Raw genomic sequence first — 24,530 nt, forward strand, 5'->3', positions numbered from 1 at the left:
CTCCTCGCTCGGATATGGCCGACGTGCTCGGTGGTCGTTCGTCGTCACCTCCTCGTGTGCCGATTTCCATCGGATCACCGGGGACCACGGCCGTAAAGTCAAGAATCTGTACTTCAGAGCTCAGAGCCAGGGGCAGGAGTGCGACACTGGGGTCGTGCGGAGCTATGGCCAGTACTGCCCCATCGCCCGCGGCGCCGAGATCTTCGCCGAGCGCTGGACACCGCTGATCATCCGCAACCTGTACCTGGGCTGCGGCAGCTTCACCGAGATCCTGGAGGGCGCCCCCGGGCTCTCCCGGACCCTGCTCTCCCAGCGGCTCAAGCAGCTCGAACGGCTCGGCATCGTCGAGTCGGCAGCCAAGCCCGACGGGCGCGGGCGCCACTACGCGCTCACGCCCGCGGGGCACGACTTGTTCAAGGTCTGTGTGTCGCTCGGCGAGTGGGGTGCCCGCTGGCTGGAGATCGCCCCCGAGCACCTCGATCCCTTTGTGGCTCTGTGGTCGATGTGCAACATGCTCCGCCGAGACCGGCTCCCGGATCGGCGCGTCGTCATCCGCTTCGACTTCACCGGCCGCCGACCCCATGAGCGGTTCTGGCTGCTGATCGAGCACGGGGACACCGAGATCTGCAAGACGTACCCCGGCCTCGACGAGGACCTCTACGTCACGGCTGAAGCCGAAGCCTTCATCAAGTGGCACGCCGGCCAGCAGACCTGGGCCGAAGCCACCGGCGACCGCCGCATCCAACTCCACGGCCCCTCCTGGCTCGTCAAAGCCTTCCCCACCTGGAACGCCCGCAGCGCCTTCGCCCACATCAAGCCCGTCTCCCGGACAGCGGCGAGCTCGGCGGCCTGACATCTGCGACGCACCCGAACCGGCCCCCGCAGCACCCCGGGAGAGGTTCGCTATCGTGCGTCGCGTAGCGTGAGAATGTATGTCGCGGTCAGCGCGACGGCACGGTCTTCGTCCTGTGACAGATCCGCGAGGGCACGTGACGACGTGATCCCGGGGATGTCCGCGAGCGCCTGTGCCAGCCGTCGACGCGCGGACGATCCCATGGTGCCGCTGCTGAGGCGGTCGACGAGCCCAGTGGCGATCTGATCCGCCAACGCGGGATCACTCGCCAGCGTGCTGAGTGCATCGGCTGCGTCGGCGTCGTTCCTCTCCTCGACGACCATGTCGATGAGCGTCGGGACCGCGTCGGCCACTCCACGTGCTCCGAGCGCCAGAGCCGCGTGCCCGCGGACCGCGATGTCGCGGTTCGTGAGGGCGTCCCGCAACAGTACGGTCGCTTCACCGTTCGGTATCTCGGCGATGGACTGGACGGCGCGTTTCCGCACCTCGGCCGCAGGTGAGTCGAGTCCCTCCGCCAGCAGTGCCAGCCCGTCCTCGCCCGATTGCGCCAGAGCCCAACGAAGCGCCCCGGCGACGTTCGGGTCCGACTCGCTCAGCACGGCCTCGACCAGTGCTTCCACCGGCGCGGGAACTCCCTCGACCGCGGACAGGGCCGCACGCTGCCGCGCCCCCGCACTCGTCGACCCCAACGCCTGGAGGAGCGCGATGCTCTGGAGGACGTCCTCCCAGCCGGCGGGTTCCGCGGCACCGATCCGACGAAGTCGCGTGAGCAGCTTCGTCTCCGCCGCGATGCGGTCTCGCGTCTGGCGGATGAGGTCGTCGACGAGCTCCGCGGGCGCGAAGCCGGGGTCGTCGAGCGCGCGCCTGACGTCGCGCAGCGACAGCCCCAATGACCGCAGGCTCTCGATGTGGAAGATTCTCCGGATGTCCTCGCTGGAGTACTGGCGATAGCCGGAGTCGGTACGACCCGTCGGCCGCACCAGACCCAGCGATTCGTAATGCCTGAGCATGCGGGCGCTGACCCCGGACCGTCGCGCGACATCACCGATCAACACTGCCTACTGCCCCTCCTGACGGGCCCCGCCGAGGGCTACGACGCGCTTCGCCTCCTCGATCGCGAACTCGAATCCGGCATCCGGGTCCCGCCAAAGGCGTTCCGTGGCGATCGCGTGCGCGCTCACGCGAGGGTCGAGATCCGTCGTCGCGACGCCCAGCGTCGGCAACATCACCTCCCCGAGCGCGATCAGCGCCCGGCTGAGACTCAGCTGCGTCTCGCCTTCGCCGCGCCCGAGCTGTGTCGCCAACAGTACGGCCAACCCGTGCTCCTCACCCTCGGGCACGAGCACGACCGCTGCCCGCCAGGCGCTCCGGGCCACCTCGTCGTCGGCGTCGGACAGCAGCGCCGGTGTGATCGCCGGCCACGCTCGCCGATCCCCGATCTTGGACAGCGTGTGCAACGCCTGGCTCCGTGCCTGCGCACGCTCCGAGCGGACCTCGTCGAGAAGCAACGGGACCGTCATCGACGCCGCGTGGCGGGTCAGCGCCCACGTCAGCGTTTCGCGCACGGAGAACTCGGGTTCGCGCGCGCATCTTTCGATGAGCTTGCCGATGAACGCGGGGTCCGGGTTCGTACCGACCGCCAGCGCTGCCCGCAGTCGGATCGACGAGCTGTCGTTCTCCAACCTCTGGAGAGCTCGCATGGTGTTGGTGGCCTCTTTCGGCATGGTCATGAGGACGGCCTCCTTGGCATCAGTGAAGCCCTTGTCACCGTGTCAAGGTCAAGCGGAGCCAGACCGGGAGATGGCCGGAAGCGGCGTCGCGCACCGGCTCACGGCGTCCGTCGGCCGCCGTCCCCGGGTGTCCGCCGAGGTCGTGACGGTTCTCCGGGGTCGGCCGCTCAGCGCCGGGGTTCGGCCTGGCCCTCGCCGAGGACGCTCGCCGTGGCGCGGTTCGTCGAGGCGTCTTCGATGCAGCCCCGCAAGCGCATCAGATCGTGCGGGGTGAGGGCGGGGCGGATCACCCCGGCGTACACCTCGTCCTCCAAACCTTGCAGGAAGGCACGGTCGTTCTGGGCGGCGGTGGAGCGACGGCAGGTTTGCCACAGATCGCCCGCGGCGAGTTCCCGGGCCTCCGGGGTCTCGTCGCCGCGCATCTCGATCCGGAACACCACGGTGGAGGCCGCCGCGTCCGGGGTGGCCTCCGGACGGGTCTGGGTGGCGTCGGCCAATTCCTCCCGCATCAGCGTCAGAAGCACCACAGCGGCGACGGCGGCGGCCCCGGCCGCCAGCTTCCGTCCGGCGCGGGACGGCGGTACGGCCGGACGATCCTCCAGCCGTGCCGCGCGTGCCGCCCCGCCGGGCGCGGTGTCGGCAGGGGCGGTGAGGGCTGCCAGCCGTCCGGCCAGCCGGCGTTCCGCGCCCGGACGGGCGGTGGCCGAGGCGATCTTCTGGACGGCGAACGCGATACCGGAGAGGGCGGCTCCAGCCACCATGAGGACGGGGACGAAGACGAAGGTCCGCTGGGTGCCGTTCACGTCCTCGGAGCCGATCCAGCGGAAGCGGCGGTCCGGCGGCGTCTCCCGGGACTGGTCCAGCCGCCGCTGTACCTCCGCGACGCGGGCGTCGTACTCCGTCAGTCGTCTCTCCAGCCGGGACAGCCGGTTGAGGAGGATGAGGCAGGCCAGGAAGCCTTCGATCACCAGAAGCAGTACGCCGGAGATCAGCGCGCGCTGCCACTCCCACCGGTACAGGTACAGCACCATGTAGTACCCGGCGTACGCGGCGGACAGACCGCCGAAGAGATAGCCCACGTACTTCATGCCGCCGCTCCCTTCCCGCTCGTCGAGGTCCGCGGCGCCGCGTGGTCGCCGGCCTTCTCCACCGCTCCGGTGCCGCCGTCCACCGAGAGTTCGGTGCCGGGCGGGAAGCGGTCCAGGGCGTCGGATACGCCGACGGCGGTGGGCACCTGGTACTCGCGGGCGAGGACGGCGAGGTGGGACAGAACGCTGCCGGTCTCGGCGACCAGGCCCGCCAGTCCGGGCAACAGGGGTGCCAGCGCGGGGTCGAGCACGCGGACGACCAGCACCGCGTGCTCGGGCCGGTCGCCGTGTCCGTCCCAGGCGGTGCCGGTGCCGAAGCCGCCGCCCGCGCCCTGCCCCGCGCCGGTGCGGCCGCGCGTGACCGCGAGCTGTGCCACCGGGTGGCCGTCGGCCAGTCGGAAGGCGGAGGGCAAGGCCGGGGCGTCCGGCCTGGGGAGGCGCTCAGCCAGATCGGGCGGCAGCCCGCCGCCGTCCGCGGCCTCGGTCAGCTCGCTCCAGCGCAGCAGGAGGAGACGGGACAGCCCCACCGCACCGTCACCCACGCGCAGCCTGGTGCCGAGTTCGCGGACCATCCCCGCCTGCATCTCCTGCACCCAGCGGATACGCAGCCGCAGACCCTCCCGAACCGGGAGCGATCCCACTCCGTGCGGCACGCCCATGCCGGCCGTACCCTCCGGGAGGGCGGGGCGTGCGCCGAGCGTGGGCGGCAGCAGGGACAGAAGCACGGGGTGGTGGGCGAGTAGTCGGGCGTCGCTCAGGCCCTGCGCCCGGCCCTCGGCCAGCACGGCCAGCGCCTCACCGGCGGCCGTCGCCCCGGAGCCCGGCACGAGCAGCGCGCCGGCCAGCGATTCCTGCGCGTGCAGGGAGGACAGTACGGCGCGCCCCCACGAGACGGCGTCCAGGATCTGACCGCTGAGCATCCGCGCCGGCACGGGGAAGTCGGCGAGCCGCCGGTCGACATCGGCCATGAGGTCCAGCGCGAGCAGCGGCAGGGCGGAGCGCAGCCGCCCCACCCGCCAGGCGGCCACGACACGGCGGGCACCAGGGGCGGGGTTGATGAAGTCCCGTAGGGGATGGGCGGACCGGACCACACCGAGCAGCCGCAGGTCGGCGGCGGCCCGCCCGTCGACGGTGGTGACCACCGGCAGGCTGCGGAGGCTGCGCCGGGGAGCCGCTCCCGTGATGTCGAGGGCGAGGGTGAGGCCGTGGGACATGGGGGAGACCCACAGGTCCTCCTCCAGCGGCTGGAGCACTCCCGGAAAGGTCTCGGCGACCGGGCCGGGACCCAGCAGCCGCGCGCCGCGCGGCGGCCGGACCGCCATCGCGGTGATCGGACGGGCCTGGAACAGCCACAGACGCCCCTCGGCGTCGAACCCGAACTCCATGTCCTGGGGGCGGCCGAACACCCGCTGGGTCCTCCTGGCCAGCCGGACCAGCGCGGTGGTCTCTCGTCGGCCGAGCAGCCGTGCGGAGCGGGGTTCGGCCGGATCGGTCCGTAACCGTCTGCCCGAGCGGGACAGTTGGTAGCGCACTCCCTGGGTGCTGCCGTCCACCAGCCGGTCGGGGCCGCCGCTGACGGCGCTGACCAGGATGCGGTCCTCGCGGCCCGCCACCGGGTCCGCGCCGAACATCACCCCGCCGGTGACCGCCCGCAGCATCGGCTGCACCAGGACCGACATGCCGTCCAGCGGGTCCGCGTTCCGCCCCTCGGGAGGATGGAGCACCTGCACGCGGCGGGCCGAGTCCAGGACCGTCCGCACCGCGGCGGTGAACTCCTCCCAGCCCCTGACGTCGAGCACGGACTCGAAGCGGCCGGCCATCGAGGAGTCCTCGGCGTCCTCGTGCGCCGAGGAGGACCGCACGACCAACGGCCGCCCGTCCTCCCCGGCCAGTTCGCTCCAGGCCCGACGCAGTTCCTCGTCACCGGCGGGAACGCCCTTCGCCCGCCCCGCGGGTACGAGGGCGAAGCCGGGGAGCACCGGTAGCCCCGCCACGGCCGCGCGAGCCAGATTGGCGGCCTTGGCACCGGTGACGGCGGGATCCTTCGCGTGTTCGCTGTCCAACGGCACCACCGCCAGCAGATCCGTCTCGATTCCCACATCCCCCTCCTCCTCCGCACGCGCGCGGACCAGAGTCGGCCCTCAGACGCATGCGATAGCCCCTGCCAGGTACAGACGCCTGATCAAGTATGGGAGGTTGAGAGTCGGTTACTTCCAGGGGTAGACCCCACTGATCTGCCGGCGACGCCTGAACTCAACTCACCGTGCAGGAGTTCTTGAGACGGCGCATGGGAGATCCTCCTGAGCCGACGCCACCGCCGTACGCGGCGCGCCCGCCGCTTCGCGAGGAGGCTGTCTCGTCCACTGCGGACGGACAAGGGGAAAGGGGGGCTCCCCTCTTTCCATGATCAACATATAGCGCACCGGGGGGCTTGCGGCAAGAGCCGGGTCGTGCCGCAGAATCACCGACCTCAGCCGAAGATCACGAAAGCGGGGAGTCACATGCGCGTGTTGTTCTCGACGTACGGGTCGCGCGGGAGCGTCGAACCGATAGGGGGACTCGCGGTGCGGTTGCGGGAACTCGGCGCGGAGGTGCGGGTGTGTGCGCCGCCGGACGAGGAGTTCGCGGAGCGGCTGGCCGAGGTCGGTGTGGCGCTGGTGCCGACCGGCGCGCCGGTGCGCTCGCTGGTGACCACGGTGACTCCGGGGTCGGCGGGACTGGCGCAGCGTGCGGCCGACTTGATGGCCGCGCAGTTCGACACGGTCGCCGCGGCGGCCGAGGGATGTGATGCGCTGGTGGCGACCGGCCCCTTGCCGGCCACGGCCGGCGCGCGGTCGGTGGCCGAGAAACTGGGCATCCGTTACGTGCACGCGAGCCACCAGCCGGTCAGCCTGCCCTCGCCGTACCGCCGGCCGCCCGCACGGCGGGGCCGGCCCTTGCCACCGGACGCGACCGACAACCGGGCGCTGTGGGACCTTGACGCCCAGATCGCGAACACGATGTTCGGCGAGGAGCTCAACACCCGGCGGGCGTCGATCGGCCTGCCGCCGGTGGACAACGTCCGCGACTACGCCTTCACCGACCATCCGTGGCTGGCCACGGACCCGGTCTTGTCCCCGTGGCAGCCGACCGACCTCGACGTGGTGCAGACCGGCGCCTGGATCCTGGCCGACGAACGCCCGCTCCCGGATGCGCTGGTCGCGTTCCTGGAGGCCGGCACCCCACCGGTGTACGTGGGCTTCGGCAGCACACCCCTGAGCGCCCCGGAGGACTTCGTCCGGACGGCCGTCGAGGCGATCCGCGCGCAGGGCCGCCGCGTGGTCGTCTCCCGCGGCTGGGCCGACCTGGCCCTGATCGACGACCGGGACGACTGCTTCGCCGTCGGCGAAGTCAACCATCAGGAACTGTTCCGGCGGACGGCCGCCGTCGTACACCACGGCAGCGCGGGCACCACGACGACGGCCACCCGGGTCGGCGCACCTCAGGTGGTGGTCCCCCAGGGAGCGGACCAGCCGTACTGGGCCGGCCGGGTGGCCGACCTGGGCATCGGCGTGGCACACGACGGTCCGACACCGACTGTCGAGTCCCTTTCGGCCGCGCTCGAGACGGCCCTGACCTCAGAGACCCGCGCACGGGCAACCACCGTGGCCGGCACGATCCGGACCGACGGGGCGACGGTGGCCGCGAAGCTGCTGCTCGACGCCGTCAGCCGAGAAAGGTCGCCGGCGTCAGCGTGAACCACCGGGACCGTCGACGGGGGACGGTGGACGGCACTGGACTGGACCGCGGCCCGGGCATGCCCGCTCCCCACTCCCCACGTTTCGCGCGTCCCTGGACGGAATCGCCCGGTGGCAGCTCGGGAAAGAGGGCGTCCAGGACGACGTGGCGGAAGCGCTGGTGGTGGGCGGGGGTGAGGGCCACCTCCCACCCCAGAGGCACCCTGGCCCTCTTGGCTCCGCTGTTGGTCCTGGTGGTCGGTGCCCGGGCCCACGGCTTCCCCGCCGCGCGCAGGACCATCACCGGCTGACCGCCAGGGGCGCGGGTCCCGCGGACAGCCGTGTCCCGCGCCGGAGCCTCGCCATGTGACCCCTGCCACAATGATCGATTTCTCGAACGGAGGCGTTGTCCCGGCCCCTGCTGACGGTGTGTGGTGCGCAGAGCAGAAAGATCGTCAAGAGCCGTTGAAAAGAGGGATGATGAACATGTCGACACGCCTGATACGCACCGCGCTGGTGAGCGTGACCGCGGTCGCGGCGGTCGGTGCGGCCGTGCTGACGGCGCCGGTGGCCACGGCGGCCGGCGCGACCGGAGCGAAGGACACCGGACACGCCGCCACCCAGGACGCCATGGACAAGGCCGTCGCAGCGGGGGTGCCCGGCATCGTGGCCGAGACGCGCGACGCGCACGGGGTGTGGAAGGGCACCGCGGGCGTCGCCGACCTCACCACGCAGCAGCCGCGCGGCAACGGAGACCGGTTCCGGGCGGGCAGCACCACCAAGTCGCTGGTGTCGACCGTGATGCTCCAACTCCAGGCGGAGGGCAGGGTCGACCTCGACGCCACGGTCGACAGCTATCTGCCGGGCGTGGTCCGGGGGAACGGCCACGACGGTACGAAGATCACGGTCCGCCAGCTCATGAACCACACCAGCGGCATCTTCAACTTCACCGACGACGCCGCGTTCCGGAAGGCGGTGATGGGGATCGACTTCCTCCAGAACCGCTACGACGACTGGACCCCGCAGCAGGTCATCGCCCTCGCGCTGAAGAACCCGCCCCAGTTCGAGCCCGGCACCTCCTGGAAGTACTCCAACACCAACTACCTCCTCGTCGGGCTCATCATCGAGAAGGTCACCGGCAACTCCTACGTCGAGGAGATCGAGCGGCGCATCACCAGGCCGCTGAAGATGCGCGCCACGTACTTTCCCGGCACCGACTCCGAGATCCCCGGGCCCACCCGGCACTACTCCACCTTCGAGGAGGAACCCGGCAAGACCTACGACGTCACCGAGCTGAACCCGTCGTGGGCCTGGGCGGCCGGCGAGATGGTCACCAACTCCTCCGACCTGAACCGCTTCTACACCGCGCTCTTCCGCGGCAAGCTGCTGCGCCCCGCCCAGCTCAAGCAGATGATGACCCCCGTCGAGACCCAGGGCAACCTCCCCCGGCAGCGCTACGGCCTGGGCCTCATCGAGTACGAGACGAGCTGCGGCACCAAGGTCTGGGGCCACTCCGGTGGCATCCACGGCTCCTCGACGCAGGCGTTCGGCACCAAGGACGGCAAGCACATGATCGCGCTGAACTTCAACGGCGACTTCGTGGGCGGCGGCAAGAACGTCGTCTCCGCCGAGTTCTGCACCTCGGCGGGCACCCCAGCCGGATCATGACGCGCCGGCCCGCCCCAGGCCCACCGCGCACCCCGGGTGTTCGCGACGAACTCCTGGGCGACGTCCGGCCGTTGCGCGCGCGGGGACTCACCGAAACCGGTGGCTCGCGGTCCGGTACGGACGGTCGAAACGCCCTCTGGCGTTGTTGATCCACTTCGTGATTTTCTCGGTCTCAGCCCTTGAGGAGAGAAGGAATGACCATGAGACGCTTCGTCCGTACCCTGGCCCTGACCGGGGCGACCGCTGCCACTGCCGGCCTGACGCTGCTGGCCGCCCCCACCGCCCAGGCCGCGCCATCCGATGAGCCGGCGTGCGTCACGGCCGCCGCGACGAAGTCCTTCGGGCGCGGCGAGATATCGATGTGCCCGCAGAGCGACGGCACCACGCGAGTCACCGGCTGGGTCGAGGACCTGCTGCCCGGCAAGGGCTGGGGCACGCCGGACGGGCGCTGCGCGGGCTGGTGGATCGAGATGGGCGCGAAGGGCGGGATGGTCGGCCCGCTGGTGTGCCCGCACTTCACGAGCTCGCACGAGACGACGTACAAGTTCGACTACACGTTCCAGCCGGAGGCTCCGGTGACAGGTGCGAAGCTGAACGCTTTCACGGCCTGACGGGCCCGATGCTCGTCTTGCTGCCGCCGCCGGCACTCCCGGAACAGCGCGCGAGCCAGATCCTCGCCGGGAGCGCCGCGGTTGCGATGGCCGTCGAGCTGACCGGCGGGAACGATGGCTCGCGGTGAACCATGTCGAGTAGTCGATCTCGCAGGCTATGGGCGAACCCGACGGCCGCGCCCGCCGCCGAGCCTTCTCCACACCGCGTCCTTCCGGGTGGGGAGGGACGGGCGGTCGCTATGCCGCGCCTGGGGGACCAGGCTGGGACGAGAAGCTCGGGCCGGAAGCGAGGGTGCAGATGGGGAGAGGGCAGCGCAAGAAACTTGGGCTGCTCGCCGCCTCGTTGACGGTGGTCGTGCTCGGCATGACCACCGCTGTTGTGGCCCCCCGACTGGCCGACGACGGTCCCTCCTGCCGCTCCGCACCCGCATCCACCGTCGCACTCGCAGGCGATCCTCGAGCGGCCACGCGCGCCCTTGACCCAGGCGAGGACCTGGCCCGGATCGGGCGGCTGAAGGACGTGCCTTCGACCGCTCTGTGTTCCAGCACAGCAACGGCACCTACCGGACCGCGGCGCGGCACGTGACCGGCCACCCGCCCGCGGCCACCATCGCCCAACGCGAGGCATACCCAGGGCGCGCCGACGGGTTCTTGGACGGCTGGAAGCAGCTATCCGAGATCTACGACCGCTGGGCGCGTACGCGCGGGATCGAACGGCACCACGCCGCGCAGCTGCGGTTCGAGATGAGAGATGACTACATCTCAGCCTTGCGCCGAGCCTGGTAGCTAGCGGCGATGCCCTCGCCGCCGATGCGGAAGCGCCGTTCAACGACGACCTGAGGCACGGACTCGGGAGACCGCGACGCTATGGAGGGGACGCGATACCCCCTTCCAGCACGCCCGGTATCGGCCCAAGCGGACGCCTTTCCAGGGCGAGCCGGCGGTGAGGTGCTGCGCCGAGCGGCACCTCACCGCCGACCCGGCCGGAGATCGCCTGCCCCGCTGGCATCAGTACGGGACGACACTGAGGCAGCCGGTCCACCAGGCTCGACAGTACGAGCGCAGCGACCACGCGGCCGCCGGTACCGCGCACCGGCGCGATCCGAGCCAGCCGATCGCGCACCACCCGCCGCCCTGTTCACGTGTGCCCTCAGAGTGGTCTTTCACCGACGGTCCGCAGCATGGACCTCACTTCCTGAAGAAGTGATGGGTAGTTCTGCCCGTAGGTTGCGACGGCCGCGTACACCGCGTCGAGGGCCGCCTGGAGTGCGTCGGTTTCCGCGGCGTCGAGGAGCGCGGGGAGAGCCATGTGCGGCTGGGACATCGGCAGCGACGAGGCCGGCCCACCAGCCGTGGCCATCACCACGTACTCCTCCTCCGAGCGCGACGCCTCCGGGTTCGTGGACATCATCACGGCGGCTATGGAGCCCACGAACTGCGGCATCTCCCCGGCGGGCATCGGCGCGGGTGCGCCGTCGTGGACGGGCGGCTGGAAGGGGGCCCGCTCGGGCGGGATGGCCTCGCCGACGGTCCTGTCGGGGACGCGCGGGTCGGATTCCAGGGCCTGCCACGCGCGATCCGGGTCGTCGAGCGGTGGCGGCAGCGGACGCCCCTCGGCCAGAGCGCTGAGGCCCGCGGCGATCCAGTCGAGCTGTGCGAGGCCGGCCGCCTCGCACGCGCGGCGCGCCGCCAGGAGGGCGACCGCGCGCTGGGCGGCGGGGCCGGCGTCGTCGATGGCGTGGACGAGGTCCGGATCGAAGTCGAGCAGACCGAGCACGTTCCCGTCGACGTCGCGCAGGGCCTGACTGGGAAGCCTCCCGCCCCACTCCCACCGCTCGTACGCGAGCTCGAGTTCGCGCTCCGCCTCTTCCTGGGCGAGGCGGGCGCGGCGTTCGGCTTCGGCGCGTTCGGCGGGCGAGGGAGGGGGCGGCTGCTGGCGGGCGTGGTCGTGCCAGTAGGCGGCCTGCTCCGAGGTCTGCCGCAGTACGCGGTCCGGCGCGGGCGGCGCGGGCCAGAACTGCAGCAGATAGCAGTCCAGTTGCTGCTCATCATCCATCCGGGTGTCCCGCTGCCCCGCCTCGTCCATGCCCCTGGCGCAGTAGCGCACCCGGTAGTCGATCTCCTCCAGACCCAGCTCCCAGCTGGCCTCGCCCGCCCACTGCACCAGCTGGCTGCTGTCCGACACGGGGCGGAAGGACACCTCCACGACGTCCTCCCACCCCTCATCCAGCGGCGGAGCCTGGTCGCACACCTCCACGGTGAAACCGACCTCGCCCGTATGTAACCCCGTCGTCAGCCACAGCGCGCCGGGAACCGCCGCCCCGCACAACCCGGCGCTCTGCCCCGCGAACGCCTCGTCGAGGCCCGGGCCGCAGCCGTCCGGATCGCTCTCGACGTAGATCTGACCATAGTGAACGTGAACCTCACCCTCGACCGGCCTGCGCACGAAAGCCTCCATCCCCTCCGGGAACGAACCATGCGCCGCAGCTTAGGGAACACCACTGACAACCCCGCGCTTCAGACGAAACCCCGGGGCGCCCTCCCTATGCCTGCGTCGTGCAGGGTGTCGGGTAGGTGGGGGTGGATTGTTCCGGATTGGTTGCGAGAAACGGCTTCGCTCTGTCGGTTCCACCGGCCGGGCCAACAGGCGCCCACCAGGCGATCACCCGGGCCGCCATCGCCTCGGGCCGCAAGCCCAAAGGATCGAGACCGAAGTGATCCTCCAACTCGTGGCGCAGGAAATCACTGATCTCCGTCTGACTGGCGCCGTCATGCAACTGCCTGAGCAGCGGGGCGAGCATGCAATCGTACTCGTCCTGTACAACGTCCGCGACGCCGATCGGATCCCACTCATTGAGCAGCTGCCGCAGGTCGTTCTCGGTAGAGGCGTTCCAGGTTCTCATCACCCCCAGACTGCCACCCGAGCGGCCTTCATCCCCCCCATGAGCCAAAGGGAACCGTCACCGCCCACGTTCAACACCGTGTGCCCCGGCCTACCGCCGGCCGCGATCAGGCGTCGACAGCGTCTCGTTCACGACCTGACGAACGTCGCAGGATCAGCACAGCCGACGTGCCTTGTGCTGTCGGAACGGCGCCACGGCATGCGATCGGCCCGAGCAGTCGCTGGTCCGGGCGTGCAAGGTCATCGCGTTCGGCGCGGCGGCGGCTTCGCACAGCCATGGGGGAGCGGTGCCCTGGTGGGGAGCACGGTGGCCGCAACGGTTGGGCACCGTGATCACATCGTCGGCGGTCGTACCCACGGCGCCAAGCGCTCCCCGGCGGCCAGATTCTCGCGCCACCGGGCACATGACGAAGACCGGATCAGTGAAGACCAGTTCCAGACTGTGGTGGTACGTCAGGTCATGGCCGGCGCCCAGTCGCAGAAGCCCAGCGTCCCAGGCGACAACGTCCCAGTCCCACCAGGACCCCTCTGAAGACGAATCACGCGTGTGCCCCTCGAGTCGAACGTGCGGGTCCGCTCCACGGACCTCTGCAGGCCGGCCTTGCCCCCTGGCGCTTCTGACTACGCAGCGGCCACCAGCATGCGATCCCGCGCTCCAGCTCAATGGTCCAGGTCAAGGATGGTAGGGCTCGCGTTGGGCACCCTTCGCTCGGCATGGCCTGGGCCTGGCCGTACGACGTCAGTATCGGTACGTGGCCGGAACACACCGGCGCGCGGTGGCCCTCACCGCTCCGCTGGCGGCCGCCGGCAGCGGATCTGACTGACTCCGGTCACCGCTCCTCCCCTGGGGGTGGCGGTGTCCGGACGGCGAAACGCCTGCCACCCGGGCGCGCTGTGTGGCGGGCCGCCCGGCGTCGCGGGGCACATGGGTTGTCAGTCGCGATCGATACCGTCCGAGCATGGGTGCAGAGATCGCATACGCGCGCGGCGACGCGACCAGTCCACACGAGCCGGGAACCAAGATCATCGCCCACGTGTGCAACGACGCCGGACGGTGGGGAGCGGGCTTCGTCATGGCCATCTCCCGTAGATGGCCGCAGCCCGAAGCCGCCTACCGACACTGGCACCGCGGCCGCGCGGACAACGACTTCGCCTTGGGCGCGGTCCAGCTCGTACAGACCCAGGACGACCTGTGGGTGGCCAACATGATCGGCCAGCACGGCATCCGCAGGCACACCATGGCCGAGGCGCCCGTGCGGTACGAGGCGGTCGACCAAGCTCTGAAGATGCTGTCGCGGCATGCTTCGGTCATGGCCGCCTCGATCCACATGCCCAGAATCGGGTGCGGACTGGCTGGCGGACGATGGGAGAAGATCGAACCGCTCATCGCCCAGCGCCTGACCGAACAAGGCACCCCCGTGACCGTCTACGACCTCCAGTAGGAAGGGACCCGCCGCGCTGAGGAAGGCCCGTGCTGGCAGGGGCAGAGGCCCGTGGACCTGCGGTTGCAGCGGAGCGGCCCGCTCAACGGGTCGCGGATCCACCTCGTGCCACCTTGCGCGGACTCGGCGAGGATCCGCGACATGACGCTCCATCTGCCGCCATCTTCCGTGGTGCAGGCGGCCGGGCCCGTATGAGGGTTTGCTTCCTCCGGCCAGTTTTGAAGCGAGTGCTTCAAAACATGCTAACGTCCCACCCCCAGGGGCAGTCGATCATCGTCGCCCTTGTTCTGAAGCGTTCGATCCAAAAGGGGGGCCCATGCCGATCGCCGTCTACGTCCTGGGGCTTGGCATCTTCACTCAAGGCACCTCCGAGTTCATGCTCTCCGGGCTGCTTCCCGGTATGGCCGCTGACCTCGGGGTTTCGATTCCTCAAGCCGGGCTGCTCATCTCGGCCTTCGCCATCGGCATGGTTGTCGGCGCGCCCCTGCTCGCCGTCGCCACCCTCAACCTTCCCCGCCGTACCGCCCTCATCTGGCTTCAGGCCGTGTTCGTAGCCGCGCACATCGCGGGCGCGCTCGCTCCCGGTTACGGCTTCCTCTTCGCGACCCGCATCGTCAGCGCCCTTGCCTACGCCGGGTTCTGGGGCGTCGCCGTCGCCACCGCCGTCACGCTCGTGCCCGAGAGCGCCAAGAGCCGGGCCGTCGCCGTCGTCGCCGGTGGCCTCACCCTTGCCACCATCGTCGGCGTCCCCGCGGGCACCCTCCTCAGCCAGCACGCCAGTTGGCGCGCCGCCTTCTGGGCCGTGGCCGTGGCGACCGTGGCCAGCCTCGTCTGCACTCTCATCGCCGTCCGGGCGGATCACGGCACGCCCGGTGACCTGCCCCGCTCGGTGCGGGCGGAGCTGCGCGGCATGGCTCGGCCGCAGCTCTGGCTCTCGTACGCCATCACCGCCTTCACCTTCGGCGCGGTCATCGTGACCTTCAGCTATCTCGCGCCGCTGCTGACCGACGTCACCGGCATCGGTGAGAAGTGGGTGCCCGCGCTGCTGGCCCTGTTCGGCGCCGGCGGTCTGCTCGGTCTCGTCATCGGCGGGCGCACCGCGCAGGCCCACCCGCTCGCGACCCTCGGCTGGGGGCTCGGCGCGCTCGCCGCGGTCTCCGTGCTCCTGGCCCTGGCCGCGCGCAGCGCGATCGCCGTCATCGCGCTGGTGTTCCTGCTCGGCATCGCCGGGTACGTGACCAACCCGGCGCTGCAGTCGCGGGTCTTCGCGCTCGCGCCCGATGCCCCCACCCTCGTCGGCGCGACCAACACCGCCGCCTTCAACGTCGGCAACACCCTGGCTCCGCTCCTCGGCGGTCTCGCGATCGACGCCGGCCTCGGTTACACCTCCGTCGCCTGGGTCGGTGCCGGCCTCGCCGCCGCCGGACTCGCGGGCGTACTCGGCGCCGTACGCATGCAGCGGAACGCTTCCGAGTCTGCTGGACCCCTTGAGGCCTCTACCCGTGCCGTGGTCTGACCGCCACACCCTGAAGAAAGAGACAACGCCATGACCTCTTCCCTCACCCGCGTCACCGCCTCCCCCGACTGGTACGCACCCACCCGTATCTCGCTCGGCATGCGTGTCGGTGACCTGGTCTTCACCTCCGGCCAGGCCCCCGTCGACGACCACGGCGCCACGGTCGCGCCCGGCGACTTCGCCGCGCAGGCCCGGCAGGCCATGGCGCACGTCGGAGCCGTCCTGGAGGGCGGCGGATCCGGGCTGGAGCGGCTGGTGAAGGTCACCGTCTTCGTCACGGACATCGCGCACCAGGAGCTGTACGAGGCGGTGCGCGACGAGTCGTACAGTGCGCCCTTCCCCGCCGAATCGTTCGTCCAGGTCGCCGCGCTCGCCGATCCCGCGTGGCTGATCGAGATCGAGGCCGTCGGCGCCGTGCGCTGAGCCGACGCCACGCCCGTCAGCGTGTTTTGTACGGCTGTTACAAAACCTCTAGGGTGGGGCTATGGCCAGGCCACGGCAGTTCGACGAGGACCGCGTCATCAGCGCGGCCATGGAAACCTTCTGGCGTCAGGGCTACGAGGGGACCTCCACCCGCGACCTCTGCGAGAGCACCGGGCTCGGGCCGTCCAGCCTCTACAACACCTTCGGCGGCAAGCGGCAGCTGTATCTGCGCGCCCTGGAGCGCTACTACGAGACCGCCACCACCGAGCAGGTCGAGCTCCTGGCCGGGCCCGGGACCGGCCAGGAGCGGCTGCGCGCGCTCATGGCGCACGCCATCGAAGCCGATGTGGCCCCGGGCGAGGACGGTGGCGCGGACGCACCGCGTGGCTGCTTCGCGATCAGCGCGGCGATCGAATCCGCTGCGCTGGATCCGGACGTACGGAAGGTCGTACGGCGCACCTTCGACCGCGTCGAGGACGCGATCCACACGGTCGTCGTCGAGGGGCAGGCCGCCGGGGAGATCCGTACCGGCACCAATGCGCGCACCCTCGCCCGTCAGGTTCTGAGTTCGTACTACGGATTGCGGGTCTTGGGGCGCGTGCACGAACAGCGGGATCTGCTGCTCGCGACGGCGCTCGCCACCCTCGACTCGCTGCGGGCGCGCTGAGTCCCGCTCCTCGGCACGGGGCCCGGACCGAGTGCCTCCACGTGTCCTTCGACCTCCGGCTGTCCCATGACGGCGAAGATTCATCTCCAGTTCAGACCAGGGGCAAGGTGCCATGGGCGCTCGGCGCATGATGGCCGTCATGGAGAACGTGGTTGAGAAGATCAAGGTCTGGTTCCGATTCGTCCCCCGGGAAGGGTGGTTTCCGCAGGACACCGAGGGTCTGTGGGCGACGAAGCTGAGTGACGACACGGCCCGTGTCGAGAATATCCCTTTCCTTCAAGACGGGGTGGCCGAGGGCGACGTCGTGCGGTACCGGACCGACGCCGACGGGCTCCACTGGGCTGTCGGGCAGATCAGCTCCTCCGGCAACTGCACGATCCGTGTCGTACCCGTACCCGCTGGTCCCCTGGGCCGCAGTGCTCAGGCGGTCCATCAGCGATTCTCGACGTTCGGGCTCGGAGGTGAGGTCTTCAGTAAGGACTTCCCCATGGTGGCTTTCACCGTGCCCGCAGGCGCGGACTTCGCTGGGATCAAGGCTCTCCTGGCACAGGGGCAGGCGGAAGGGTGGTGGCACTACGAGGTCGGCTGCGGTACCGGCGAGTGGTGGGGCGCCTGATTGCTGCGGGGGCCTACCGCCTTTGGCCGCTGTTCGACGTCCGCGAGGCGCCCGCTGAATTCGCGGACGCCATGGAGGAAGACCTTCGGCGTAAAGGCACGGAGGCGATGGAACGCGTCTCGGCAGTCATGGGCAGGGTGGAGCGCACGGTGTCGGGGCCCAGTCCTGTGGAGCGACAGGCCCAGGCGTTCCTGGCAGCTGCCCAAGCTGCGCTTGCCGCAGACCCAGAAGTGTGGAGGTGGCAGGCTGCGCGGAGTTGGGCAAGCCGTCGCCGGAGGCGGCTTACCCCGATGTCGGCAGCGGGCGACCCGGTGCTGGGGAGCTGCGCCAATGGGGGCGTCGGGGTTCGCGACGTAGACGGCGAGCCGGCTGAGTGAGGCCACAAGGTCTTCCAGTGCCACGGCGTGCGTACGACCGGCGGTACATGCGCGCGCTCCCACTTGGCCACGCTGGTGCGGGCAGGCGAGCCCGCAGGAGTCTCCTGCACGGCAGCATCGCACCGCACGCGGCCTGCGTGTGCCACGCGCGTGCGGCGCACACCCGGCTTCATCACGAGACTCGGTGTCGTCCTTCCTCAGAACGGCACCGGGCCTCGCGCCATGTAGATGTCCCGGTACGCTTCGCGCATGTCAATACCGGGGGATCAGCCGAATCCGTACGCCCAGCAGCCGCAGCCCTACGGCCCACCGCAGCCGCAGCCGCCGCAGGGGCAGCCGAATCCGTACGCGGCGCAGATGCCGCCGCAGCAGCCCGCGCCCCAGCCCGGCGCGCCCGGTCCGTACGGGCAGCTGACGATGCCGGGGGCTCCGCTGCCCTCGTCTGGCGGATTCGGACCCACCTCGCCGCCGCCCGCCGCGCCTCCGGCCAGCGTCGGCCGGAACAGAGGTTGGTTCTGGGGCCTGGGCGGGGCGGTCGTCGCCTCGGCGGTCTGGGCGGGCACGCTTTTCGCTACCGGCGGCTTCGGCGATGACGACAAGCCGGCGGTCGAGGAGAAGCCCAAGGCGAATCTGGCGGGCTATCACTACGTCAGCGATCTGTGCGAAGCCACCGACCTCAGTCCCTACAAGGGACGCGGCTACGCGATGCAGGAGCGCGAGGGCAACCCTTTGGCGTCGGGGTCCCGGCAGTCGGCGCTCGACTGGATGACCTGCGACCTGGACTTCAATCCGCCGGACCGCGGCCCCTCCGACTACTCGTCGGCGTACGTCAGCACCGAGGTGTACCTGCACAAGGCATCCGACCCGGCCCCCGAGTTCGCGGCGCGGTACAAGGCGTACAAGGACAAGAAAGACCGGTCGGACTACCACTACGTCGTGAAACCGGCATCGGGCTTCGGCGAGGAGGCGTTCCTGGTGACGGAGGTGCCCAATGACGGCGGCACCGACGACCCGGCCGAGGTGATCCTCGCCATCCGTGACGGATGGATGACGTATGAGTCCAAGTGGTCGGAGCTGCGCGCCCCCGACTCCAAGGGCAAGTCGGCGACCGCTGAGGAGGCCGCCGCCATGGTGGAGCAGAGTGCCAAGGCGACGCTGGCGAAGCTGAAAGGGAAGCAGGCCGCTCAGGGCCAGTAGGCCGGCAGCGCGGTCGCGCGGGCGATGGTGACCATGGCCTTCTCCAGGGCGTACTCCGGGTCGTCCCCGCCGCTTTGGACGCCCGCGTCCGCCTCGGCCACCGCGCGCAGCGCGACCGCCGCCCCCTCCGCATGCCGCGGTCACCAGACTCGCCGTCACCGTGATCGCGCGTTCGCTGCCCCCGTGCCCAGCGCCGCCGCCAGGCCATGCTTCCCATGCGGCCGCGCTGCGCCGGGCCCGTGCCGAGCGTGCCCCCGGCCAACTGGGGGTGCAGGCCATCACCGCACAGACGTCACACAGGAGACCCCCGAGACCCGCGGCTGCGTTGAGGACGCGGCGAGTGCCGGGCCCTGGTCGGCAACGGCGGCCCCTTGTCTCCAGGAACGGGGTGGGGCCGGCCGCTCCGCGGCCGGCCCCACCGGTCAGGCGTGGACGCAGTCGGCGATCACGTCGAGCGTGAACTCGGCCGAGCTGAGCTGGTGTGCAGGTGCCGGATCCACCGGCCCGGAGGTTGCAGGACGGCGTGCGGGGCGTCGACGCCGGTGATGTAGCGGCGGATCTCGGCGAGCTTCTCCCGCATGATCGCGACCTCGTATGCTGGGAGTTCGGACGGGTCGGAGCAACGGAACCTCCTGAACTCGGTTGCCCGGTGGCGGCGGTGGAGTGAGCTGATGGCCTTTGCCGGTAGCGACCTCCAGGGCGGCGAACAGGGTAGTGGTGCCGGCACGTATGTCGTCGTGGCTGCGGCGTTCCGGAATGCCGGGCACCATCGGCAGCAACCGCTGCCCCCGGGGAAGCTCTTGCGGTTTCTGGGGTCGATCGCATCGGCCTGCTGTCGCCTGGTCTGAGGCGATCTTCTCGATGCCCACGGGCACTCCCGCCCACGCACGAAGGAGCGAACATCACGACCGTGGTAGTTCCCGGCGCACACGACTCGTTCTTCCTGAACAACTTGACGAAAGAGCCAAACATGAAGCCAGACAAGCGCAAGAAAATTAATTTCTCGCGCATAGGGGTCAGCGCTGCCGCGTGCCTTGCGCTGACTCTCCCCCTTACCGGCACCGCGATAGCCGACGCGCCTGCGCGCGAAAAGGCCGCCCCAGTAGAAGCGATGGGATCTCCGGTCATGGAGGCCATGAACTGGTTTCTCCACCGGAAGGGCGACAGGTCCTATAACAATCTATGTGAACTAGCAGTTGCCAAAGCCTGGAACCGCTCCATCGTCCACTCTTCGGCCAAGACGCACTGGACATCCTCGGACGGCGCCAAGCACACCTCGGGCATGCCTCCAAAGGGTTCCTTTGTCTTTTGGGACAACGGGGGGAGGCATTGGCACGTAGGACTTTCGGACGGCGCGGGAGGTGTCTGGGGTACCAATTTCGGCAGCGGAGGTGCCATTGACTTCAAGCCAAACTACAAGAGGATTCCCGGGTTCAAATATGTAGGCTGGAAGTCTGGCAACCCCGGCTAGACCAAGGGCAACAGCGAGGATGGCTCGCCAGGCATCCTGGCGAGCCATCCTCGGCTCGCACTTCCATACGCCACACCACGCTTGAGCCCTGGGATCACCGCAGGCCCGGGTGCCGCTCGGTAGGTCGGCGTCGTAGCGGCCTACCCTTCGCACGTCGAGCTGCTGATGCGCCCTCAGCCGCGGTCTTCCGTTTGTGGTGCCACTGGCAACGGCTGACCCGTCTCACTACGCTGCTGGTGTGGTGCCTAGTACTGGGCGGGGAGCAAGGCCGTCGAGGCCCTGACCTTGATCGAGAACCTGCCCGACAGCGAACAGCACCGCTGCGGCTTCTCGCCAGGCTGGAGCGTCCGGGCGTACGAGGAATCTCTCGACCTGGCTCTGTTCGAGGCAGCGTTCTGCTTCAGGTGCCACGAAGTCCGCATGCAGGGAACGGCCGTGCCCCCGCGCTGGCCACCCAGTTCTTCGACGCGGACACTCCGCCGGCCCAGGCCCTCCTGGCCCTCTTCCGCGCGGCGGCCCCGTAGCCGGCTGGCCCGGGTGAGCGGGCTCGCGCAGGTTCAAACCGTTCCGGGCCATCGCCACCCCCTTCGACGAACTGGTGACCCGCTACCTCGCCGGACTCCACCTCACCTCACCCATCCTCTGGCTCCGCGAACCCCGGCATGATCAATTGTCCGGCGCGATCTAGGGCGGTGTGAGGGTGTCGAGCTGCCCGGCGAGGTCGGGGTGGGTTGTGATCAGATGACGGCGGGTGGCAGCCAGGGGCGCGATGAGGGCGGCGGGGTCGTCGTGGGCGAGGGCCGTGTGGAGCTCGCTGATCGGGAGGCGGGCGGCCGGGGGAAGGTCGGTGAGTGCGGTGATCTGGCCGGCGAGGCGGCGTAGGTCGGCGGCGTTGCCGCGGGCCCAGGTGGCGGTCGTGCGCTCGGCGGCACGGCGCCGGCGGGTGGCGGTTACGCGCTGTTCGCCGGTGGTCCCGGCGGGGCCGGGGCGGCCGCGCAGGTAGCGGCGCTCGGCGGCCTGCCGGCTGGCGACACCGAGGGGGTGGGCGAGGTCGGCCCAGCTGGCGCCCGCGTCGCGGGCCGTTTCGATCAGGCCGGTCTCCCATCCGGCGAGCTGCTCACGGACCTGCCGCAGCAGCATCAGGGAGGCCAGGGCCTGCTCCGGGGCCGGCCCGGCGCCGGGGGCGTCGGGGTCCTCGTGCTGGGCGGTGCGCAGTGCGTCGTCTATGGCGTGCAGGGCCGCCACGGCGGCGAGGAACGACGCCGGGTTGTGGGCCTCGGTGCTGGACGAGGACGGCTGGTCGGCCGGGGCCACGGAACCTCCCTCGGGTTGTCATCGTGTGGACGACATCGTGTTTGTCATCCATTGGATGACATGGTACAACGGTTTCCGTGAGCGCATTGGCAGTCACTGCCCGAACCTCTGGAGGTGTTTTTTCCATGTTGATGCGCACTGACCCCTTTCGTGAGCTGGACCGGCTGGCCCAGCAGCTGATGGGCCCGGGCACCTGGTCGAGGCCGTCGGCGATGCCGATGGACGCATACCGCGAGGGCGACGAGTACGTCGTGGCCTTCGACCTCCCCGGCGTCAGCGCCGAGGCGATCGACATCGACGTCGAACGGAACATGCTCACGGTCAAGGCCGAGCGCCGGCCGGTGACGAAGGCCGACGACGTACAGATGGAGCTGTCCGAGCGGCCGCTGGGCGTCTTCTCCCGCCAGATCGTGCTCGCCGACACCCTCGACACCGAGCGCATCAAGGCCGACTACGACGCGGGCGTACTCACCCTGCGCATCCCGATCGCCGAGCGCGCCAAGCCCCGCAAGATCGCCATCGGCGTCGGATCCGGCCACAAGGAGATCTCCGGCTGACACCGGCCGGACCGGTGCGGGGGACGGGCACCTGAGCTCCCCCTCACCCCGCCCTCCGCACCCCCAAGGGCAGTCCGAAGAAGAAGGGGGCGCGGCCGAGATGACTCTGCGACGCGAAGCGTTCCTCGACCACGTGAAACAACGCGGCGAATACGACACTCTGGAGGAAGCCGAGCGCGCGGCCCGTGTGGTGCTCGCCCTGCTCGGCGCGCACCTGGTCGGCGAAGTCCGCGCCCAGCTCGCGGCGCGCCTACCGGAGGACTTCGCCCTGATCCTTCTCAACCCGCTGCAGAGCGCCGAGCCGCTGTCGCCGGAGCGCTTCGTGCGGGCGACTGCGGCCTGGATCGAGGGCGCCACCGAGCAGACCGCGACGTGGGACGTCGGCGCCGTGCTGTCCACGGCCGCCGACGCCGCCGGCGACGACCTGCTGGGGCAGATCCTGCTCCAGCTCCCCACCGGCTACGACCTGCTCTTCGGCCGTCCCCAGCCCACCTGACTCATACCGGGGTGCCGCACACCGGCACCCCCTAACTCCACGAAAGGCATGCACCGCAGTGATCACCGACGTGCGCGTACCGCTCGAGCACCAGCAGCCGTACGGGACGGCGCATGAGCAGATGCTGGAGAAGGTCCGCTACGAAGGCGCCTACCCCACCCGCGAAAAGGCCGACGAAGCCGTCCGCCTGGTCCTTGCGGGGCTGGGACGCCAGCTGACCGGCGACGAACGCGTCGACCTGGCCGCCCGGCTGCCCCTTGAGGCCGCACGCGTCCTCACCATGCAGATCCCCGACACCCAGCCCCTCACCGGCTGGGCCTTCGTCAAGGACCTCGCCGCCCGCACGGGCGCCTCCCTGGCCACCACCCGCTGGGACACCGGCTCCGTCTTCTCCGTCGTCGCCGCCTACGCCGGCCCCGACCTGATCACCCGCATCCTCCACCAGCTCCCCACCGGCTACGCCCTGCTCTTCGGCCGCGCCGAACTCACCCCGGCCGCGTAAACGGGCCGTGTCCTTCCGGCACCAACGGGGTTGGAGACGGTGACATATGTACGGGCCGCCAAGCCCCCACGGGACTCGTGCCGTCGGCGACACCGGTACCGCGCCCGGCGCCCGGGGCCGCAACCGGCCCGCCCGGTTCCCTCCGGCCGAACTCCCTGCGGCCTAAGGCCCCGATCGCGGATCGGGTAGGCCGTAGGTAGCGACGGGCCAGCCTGGTTCGCTCCTCGTCGCACTCCCCGGGGGGGGGCGAGTCGCCCCGACGCCATGCCGCTGATGCGCGCGCTCGGTGAAGATCGGCTCACTGCCTCCGTCGCCGGTCCTCCGGTCCGCCGGCGACGGCGCCACTCGCGACACCGCGCCGCGCACGCGAGAAGGGCCACGCTCACCGCTCTCCGCAACTCTTCGCTGCCACGCGCCGGCTCCCGTTCCGCGAGGACACAGCGGCCGCCCCCACCCCCGGACGCTCCAGAGAGGGGGTGGGGGCGCGGACTCAGTGCGAGGCGACGAGGCCCTGGGCGAAGCCGCCGTCGACGGCGAGTTCGACATTGGTGGTGAAGGTCGCCTCGCCGGCCAGGAACAGCGCGGCCGCGGCGACCTCCTCGACCGTGCCGTTGCGCTTGAGCGGGGTGGTCTCGTCGCCCTGCCGCTCGAACTCGCGGCGCTGCTCCTCGGTCAGGCCGGGCACACCCATCGTCGGGGTCTTGATGAACCCCGGCGCGACGGAGTTCACCCGGATCCTCCGGGGGAGCAGCTCGGCCGCCAGCACGTGGGCGAGAGCGCGCATCGCCTCCTTCGACGCGGAGTAGGCACTCAGCCCGGGAAAGACGACGTCGTTGGCGACCGTGGTGAAGACGATCGAACCCTGGTCCTCGATCAGCGGGGCCAGCGCCTGCACGGTGAAGAAGACCCCCTTGGTGTTGATGTCGAAGTGTCGGTCCCACGACGCCTCGGTGACCTCCGCCAGCTCGGCGAACTCCGCGATCCCGTGGTTGACGAAGAGGTGGTCGACACGGCCGAGCGTCTCCCCGGCGAACTCGGCGAGGGCCGCGATGTCGGCCATGCTGGCGGCGTCGGAGCGCACCACATGCGCAGCCTGACCCTTCAGCTCGGACCGCGCGGCTTCGAGGGTCCGCTCGTTACGACCCGTCAGGACGACCTCCGCCCCTTCGGCGAGCAGCGCCTTGACGATCGCCAGACCCATGCCGTGCGTGCCGCCGGTGACCACGGCCTTCTTACCTGTGAACCTGCTCATCATGACTCCCTATTCGTGGTGATGGTGTGGCTGGTGGGGTGACGAGGACGACTCTGCGGGGTGGCGCTTTCAATCCGCCTGCGATTCGCCTGCGGTCCGCTTTCGGTCCGCGTTCGGTTCCCCGCCCGGCCC

Annotated in this window: 23 protein-coding genes and 1 pseudogene; 15 read left to right on the forward strand and 9 right to left on the reverse strand. The window is 70.4% G+C overall.

What is annotated here, in order from left to right:
• Window positions 1–154: 154 nt before the first annotated feature.
• Entirely contained in the window at window positions 155–853 is a 699-nt protein-coding gene (locus LRS74_RS32765; RefSeq protein ID WP_277744417.1) for a helix-turn-helix domain-containing protein, read from the forward strand.
• Between the two features lie 50 nt (window positions 854–903).
• Here the strand turns inward: LRS74_RS32765 and LRS74_RS32770 are convergent, their stop codons facing one another.
• From LRS74_RS32770 to LRS74_RS32785, 4 genes are all read right to left on the reverse strand, one after another.
• Window positions 904–1,908, reverse strand: a complete 1,005-nt coding sequence (locus LRS74_RS32770) for a MerR family transcriptional regulator (RefSeq protein ID WP_277744418.1) — start codon at window positions 1,906–1,908, stop codon at window positions 904–906.
• Window positions 1,909–1,911: 3 nt separating this feature from the next.
• Window positions 1,912–2,583, reverse strand: a complete 672-nt coding sequence (locus LRS74_RS32775) for a HEAT repeat domain-containing protein (protein WP_277744419.1) — start codon at window positions 2,581–2,583, stop codon at window positions 1,912–1,914.
• A gap of 167 nt (window positions 2,584–2,750) precedes the next feature.
• Entirely contained in the window at window positions 2,751–3,671 is a 921-nt protein-coding gene (locus tag LRS74_RS32780) for a hypothetical protein (RefSeq protein WP_277744420.1), read from the reverse strand.
• Complete coding sequence (locus tag LRS74_RS32785; protein WP_277744421.1) at window positions 3,668–5,770, reverse strand: PEP/pyruvate-binding domain-containing protein; 2,103 nt, start codon at window positions 5,768–5,770, stop codon at window positions 3,668–3,670. Before LRS74_RS32785 ends, LRS74_RS32780 begins: the two co-directional genes overlap by 4 nt.
• Window positions 5,771–6,172: 402 nt before the next feature.
• Here LRS74_RS32785 and LRS74_RS32790 point away from each other — a divergent pair, with 402 nt between their 5' ends.
• From LRS74_RS32790 to LRS74_RS32800, 3 genes are all read left to right on the forward strand, one after another.
• Window positions 6,173–7,408, forward strand: a complete 1,236-nt coding sequence (locus tag LRS74_RS32790) for a glycosyltransferase (protein WP_277744422.1) — start codon at window positions 6,173–6,175, stop codon at window positions 7,406–7,408.
• 465 nt (window positions 7,409–7,873) lie between these two features.
• Complete coding sequence (locus LRS74_RS32795) at window positions 7,874–9,055, forward strand: serine hydrolase domain-containing protein (RefSeq protein ID WP_277744423.1); 1,182 nt, start codon at window positions 7,874–7,876, stop codon at window positions 9,053–9,055.
• A 200-nt stretch (window positions 9,056–9,255) separates the two neighbouring features.
• Window positions 9,256–9,666 (forward strand): hypothetical protein, encoded by a 411-nt coding sequence (locus LRS74_RS32800; protein ID WP_277744424.1) that lies wholly within the window; start codon window positions 9,256–9,258, stop codon window positions 9,664–9,666.
• 1,150 nt (window positions 9,667–10,816) lie between these two features.
• Here the strand turns inward: LRS74_RS32800 and LRS74_RS32805 are convergent.
• Both LRS74_RS32805 and LRS74_RS32810 read right to left on the reverse strand, forming a co-directional pair.
• Entirely contained in the window at window positions 10,817–12,112 is a 1,296-nt protein-coding gene (locus LRS74_RS32805) for a hypothetical protein (protein ID WP_277744426.1), read from the reverse strand.
• Window positions 12,113–12,209: 97 nt separating this feature from the next.
• Window positions 12,210–12,569 carry a hypothetical protein gene (locus LRS74_RS32810; protein ID WP_277744427.1) on the reverse strand — a complete coding sequence of 120 codons (360 nt, stop codon included), beginning with the start codon at window positions 12,567–12,569 and terminating at the stop codon, window positions 12,210–12,212.
• Between the two features lie 958 nt (window positions 12,570–13,527).
• Between LRS74_RS32810 and LRS74_RS32815 the strand changes: the two genes are divergently transcribed.
• The 6 genes from LRS74_RS32815 to LRS74_RS32840 all read left to right on the forward strand — a co-directional run bounded on the left by LRS74_RS32815 (window position 13,528) and on the right by LRS74_RS32840 (window position 18,806).
• Entirely contained in the window at window positions 13,528–14,010 is a 483-nt protein-coding gene (locus LRS74_RS32815; protein ID WP_277744428.1) for a macro domain-containing protein, read from the forward strand.
• Window positions 14,011–14,326: 316 nt separating this feature from the next.
• On the forward strand, window positions 14,327–15,526 hold the full coding sequence (locus LRS74_RS32820) for a Cmx/CmrA family chloramphenicol efflux MFS transporter (RefSeq protein WP_277744429.1): 1,200 nt from the start codon (window positions 14,327–14,329) through the stop codon (window positions 15,524–15,526).
• 30 nt (window positions 15,527–15,556) lie between these two features.
• Window positions 15,557–15,949 carry a RidA family protein gene (locus tag LRS74_RS32825; protein WP_277744430.1) on the forward strand — a complete coding sequence of 131 codons (393 nt, stop codon included), beginning with the start codon at window positions 15,557–15,559 and terminating at the stop codon, window positions 15,947–15,949.
• A gap of 61 nt (window positions 15,950–16,010) precedes the next feature.
• Window positions 16,011–16,616 (forward strand): TetR/AcrR family transcriptional regulator, encoded by a 606-nt coding sequence (locus LRS74_RS32830; RefSeq protein WP_277744431.1) that lies wholly within the window; start codon window positions 16,011–16,013, stop codon window positions 16,614–16,616.
• Between the two features lie 127 nt (window positions 16,617–16,743).
• Window positions 16,744–17,232, forward strand: coding sequence for a DUF4265 domain-containing protein (locus LRS74_RS32835; RefSeq protein ID WP_277745039.1), 489 nt, complete (start codon window positions 16,744–16,746; stop codon window positions 17,230–17,232).
• Window positions 17,233–17,858: 626 nt separating this feature from the next.
• Entirely contained in the window at window positions 17,859–18,806 is a 948-nt protein-coding gene (locus LRS74_RS32840) for a hypothetical protein (RefSeq protein WP_277744432.1), read from the forward strand.
• A 445-nt stretch (window positions 18,807–19,251) separates the two neighbouring features.
• Here LRS74_RS32840 and LRS74_RS32845 read toward each other — a convergent pair whose 3' ends face one another.
• On the reverse strand, window positions 19,252–19,386 hold the full coding sequence (locus LRS74_RS32845; RefSeq protein WP_277745058.1) for a hypothetical protein: 135 nt from the start codon (window positions 19,384–19,386) through the stop codon (window positions 19,252–19,254).
• A gap of 390 nt (window positions 19,387–19,776) precedes the next feature.
• Between LRS74_RS32845 and LRS74_RS32850 the strand changes: the two genes are divergently transcribed.
• Complete coding sequence (locus tag LRS74_RS32850) at window positions 19,777–20,277, forward strand: hypothetical protein (RefSeq protein ID WP_277744433.1); 501 nt, start codon at window positions 19,777–19,779, stop codon at window positions 20,275–20,277.
• Between the two features lie 553 nt (window positions 20,278–20,830).
• A pseudogene (locus LRS74_RS32855) lies at window positions 20,831–20,965 on the forward strand (IS5/IS1182 family transposase); the annotation flags it as partial.
• On the opposite strand, the gene LRS74_RS32860 reads toward LRS74_RS32855, so the two are convergent.
• Window positions 20,962–21,591: a type III effector protein gene (locus LRS74_RS32860; protein ID WP_277744434.1), complete on the reverse strand. Its 630-nt coding sequence runs from the start codon at window positions 21,589–21,591 to the stop codon at window positions 20,962–20,964. The pseudogene LRS74_RS32855 and the gene LRS74_RS32860 sit on opposite strands and share 4 nt — an antisense overlap.
• Before the next feature lie 125 nt (window positions 21,592–21,716).
• On the opposite strand from LRS74_RS32860, the gene LRS74_RS32865 reads away from it, so the two are divergent.
• The 3 genes from LRS74_RS32865 (at window position 21,717) to LRS74_RS32875 (ending at window position 23,146) form a co-directional block, all read left to right on the forward strand.
• Window positions 21,717–22,148, forward strand: a complete 432-nt coding sequence (locus tag LRS74_RS32865; protein WP_277744435.1) for an Hsp20/alpha crystallin family protein — start codon at window positions 21,717–21,719, stop codon at window positions 22,146–22,148.
• 100 nt (window positions 22,149–22,248) lie between these two features.
• The gene (locus LRS74_RS32870) at window positions 22,249–22,644 is read left to right on the forward strand and encodes a DUF2267 domain-containing protein (RefSeq protein ID WP_277744436.1); all 396 of its coding nucleotides are present in this window, start codon (window positions 22,249–22,251) and stop codon (window positions 22,642–22,644) included.
• Between the two features lie 58 nt (window positions 22,645–22,702).
• Window positions 22,703–23,146, forward strand: a complete 444-nt coding sequence (locus LRS74_RS32875) for a DUF2267 domain-containing protein (protein ID WP_277744437.1) — start codon at window positions 22,703–22,705, stop codon at window positions 23,144–23,146.
• 490 nt (window positions 23,147–23,636) lie between these two features.
• Here the strand turns inward: LRS74_RS32875 and LRS74_RS32880 are convergent, their stop codons facing one another.
• Entirely contained in the window at window positions 23,637–24,398 is a 762-nt protein-coding gene (locus tag LRS74_RS32880; RefSeq protein WP_277744438.1) for an SDR family oxidoreductase, read from the reverse strand.
• Window positions 24,399–24,530 lie beyond the last annotated feature (132 nt).

Origin of the sequence: Streptomyces sp. LX-29 (genome assembly GCF_029541745.1) — a bacterium.
In the GTDB taxonomy this organism is placed as follows: Bacteria; Actinomycetota; Actinomycetes; order Streptomycetales; family Streptomycetaceae; genus Streptomyces.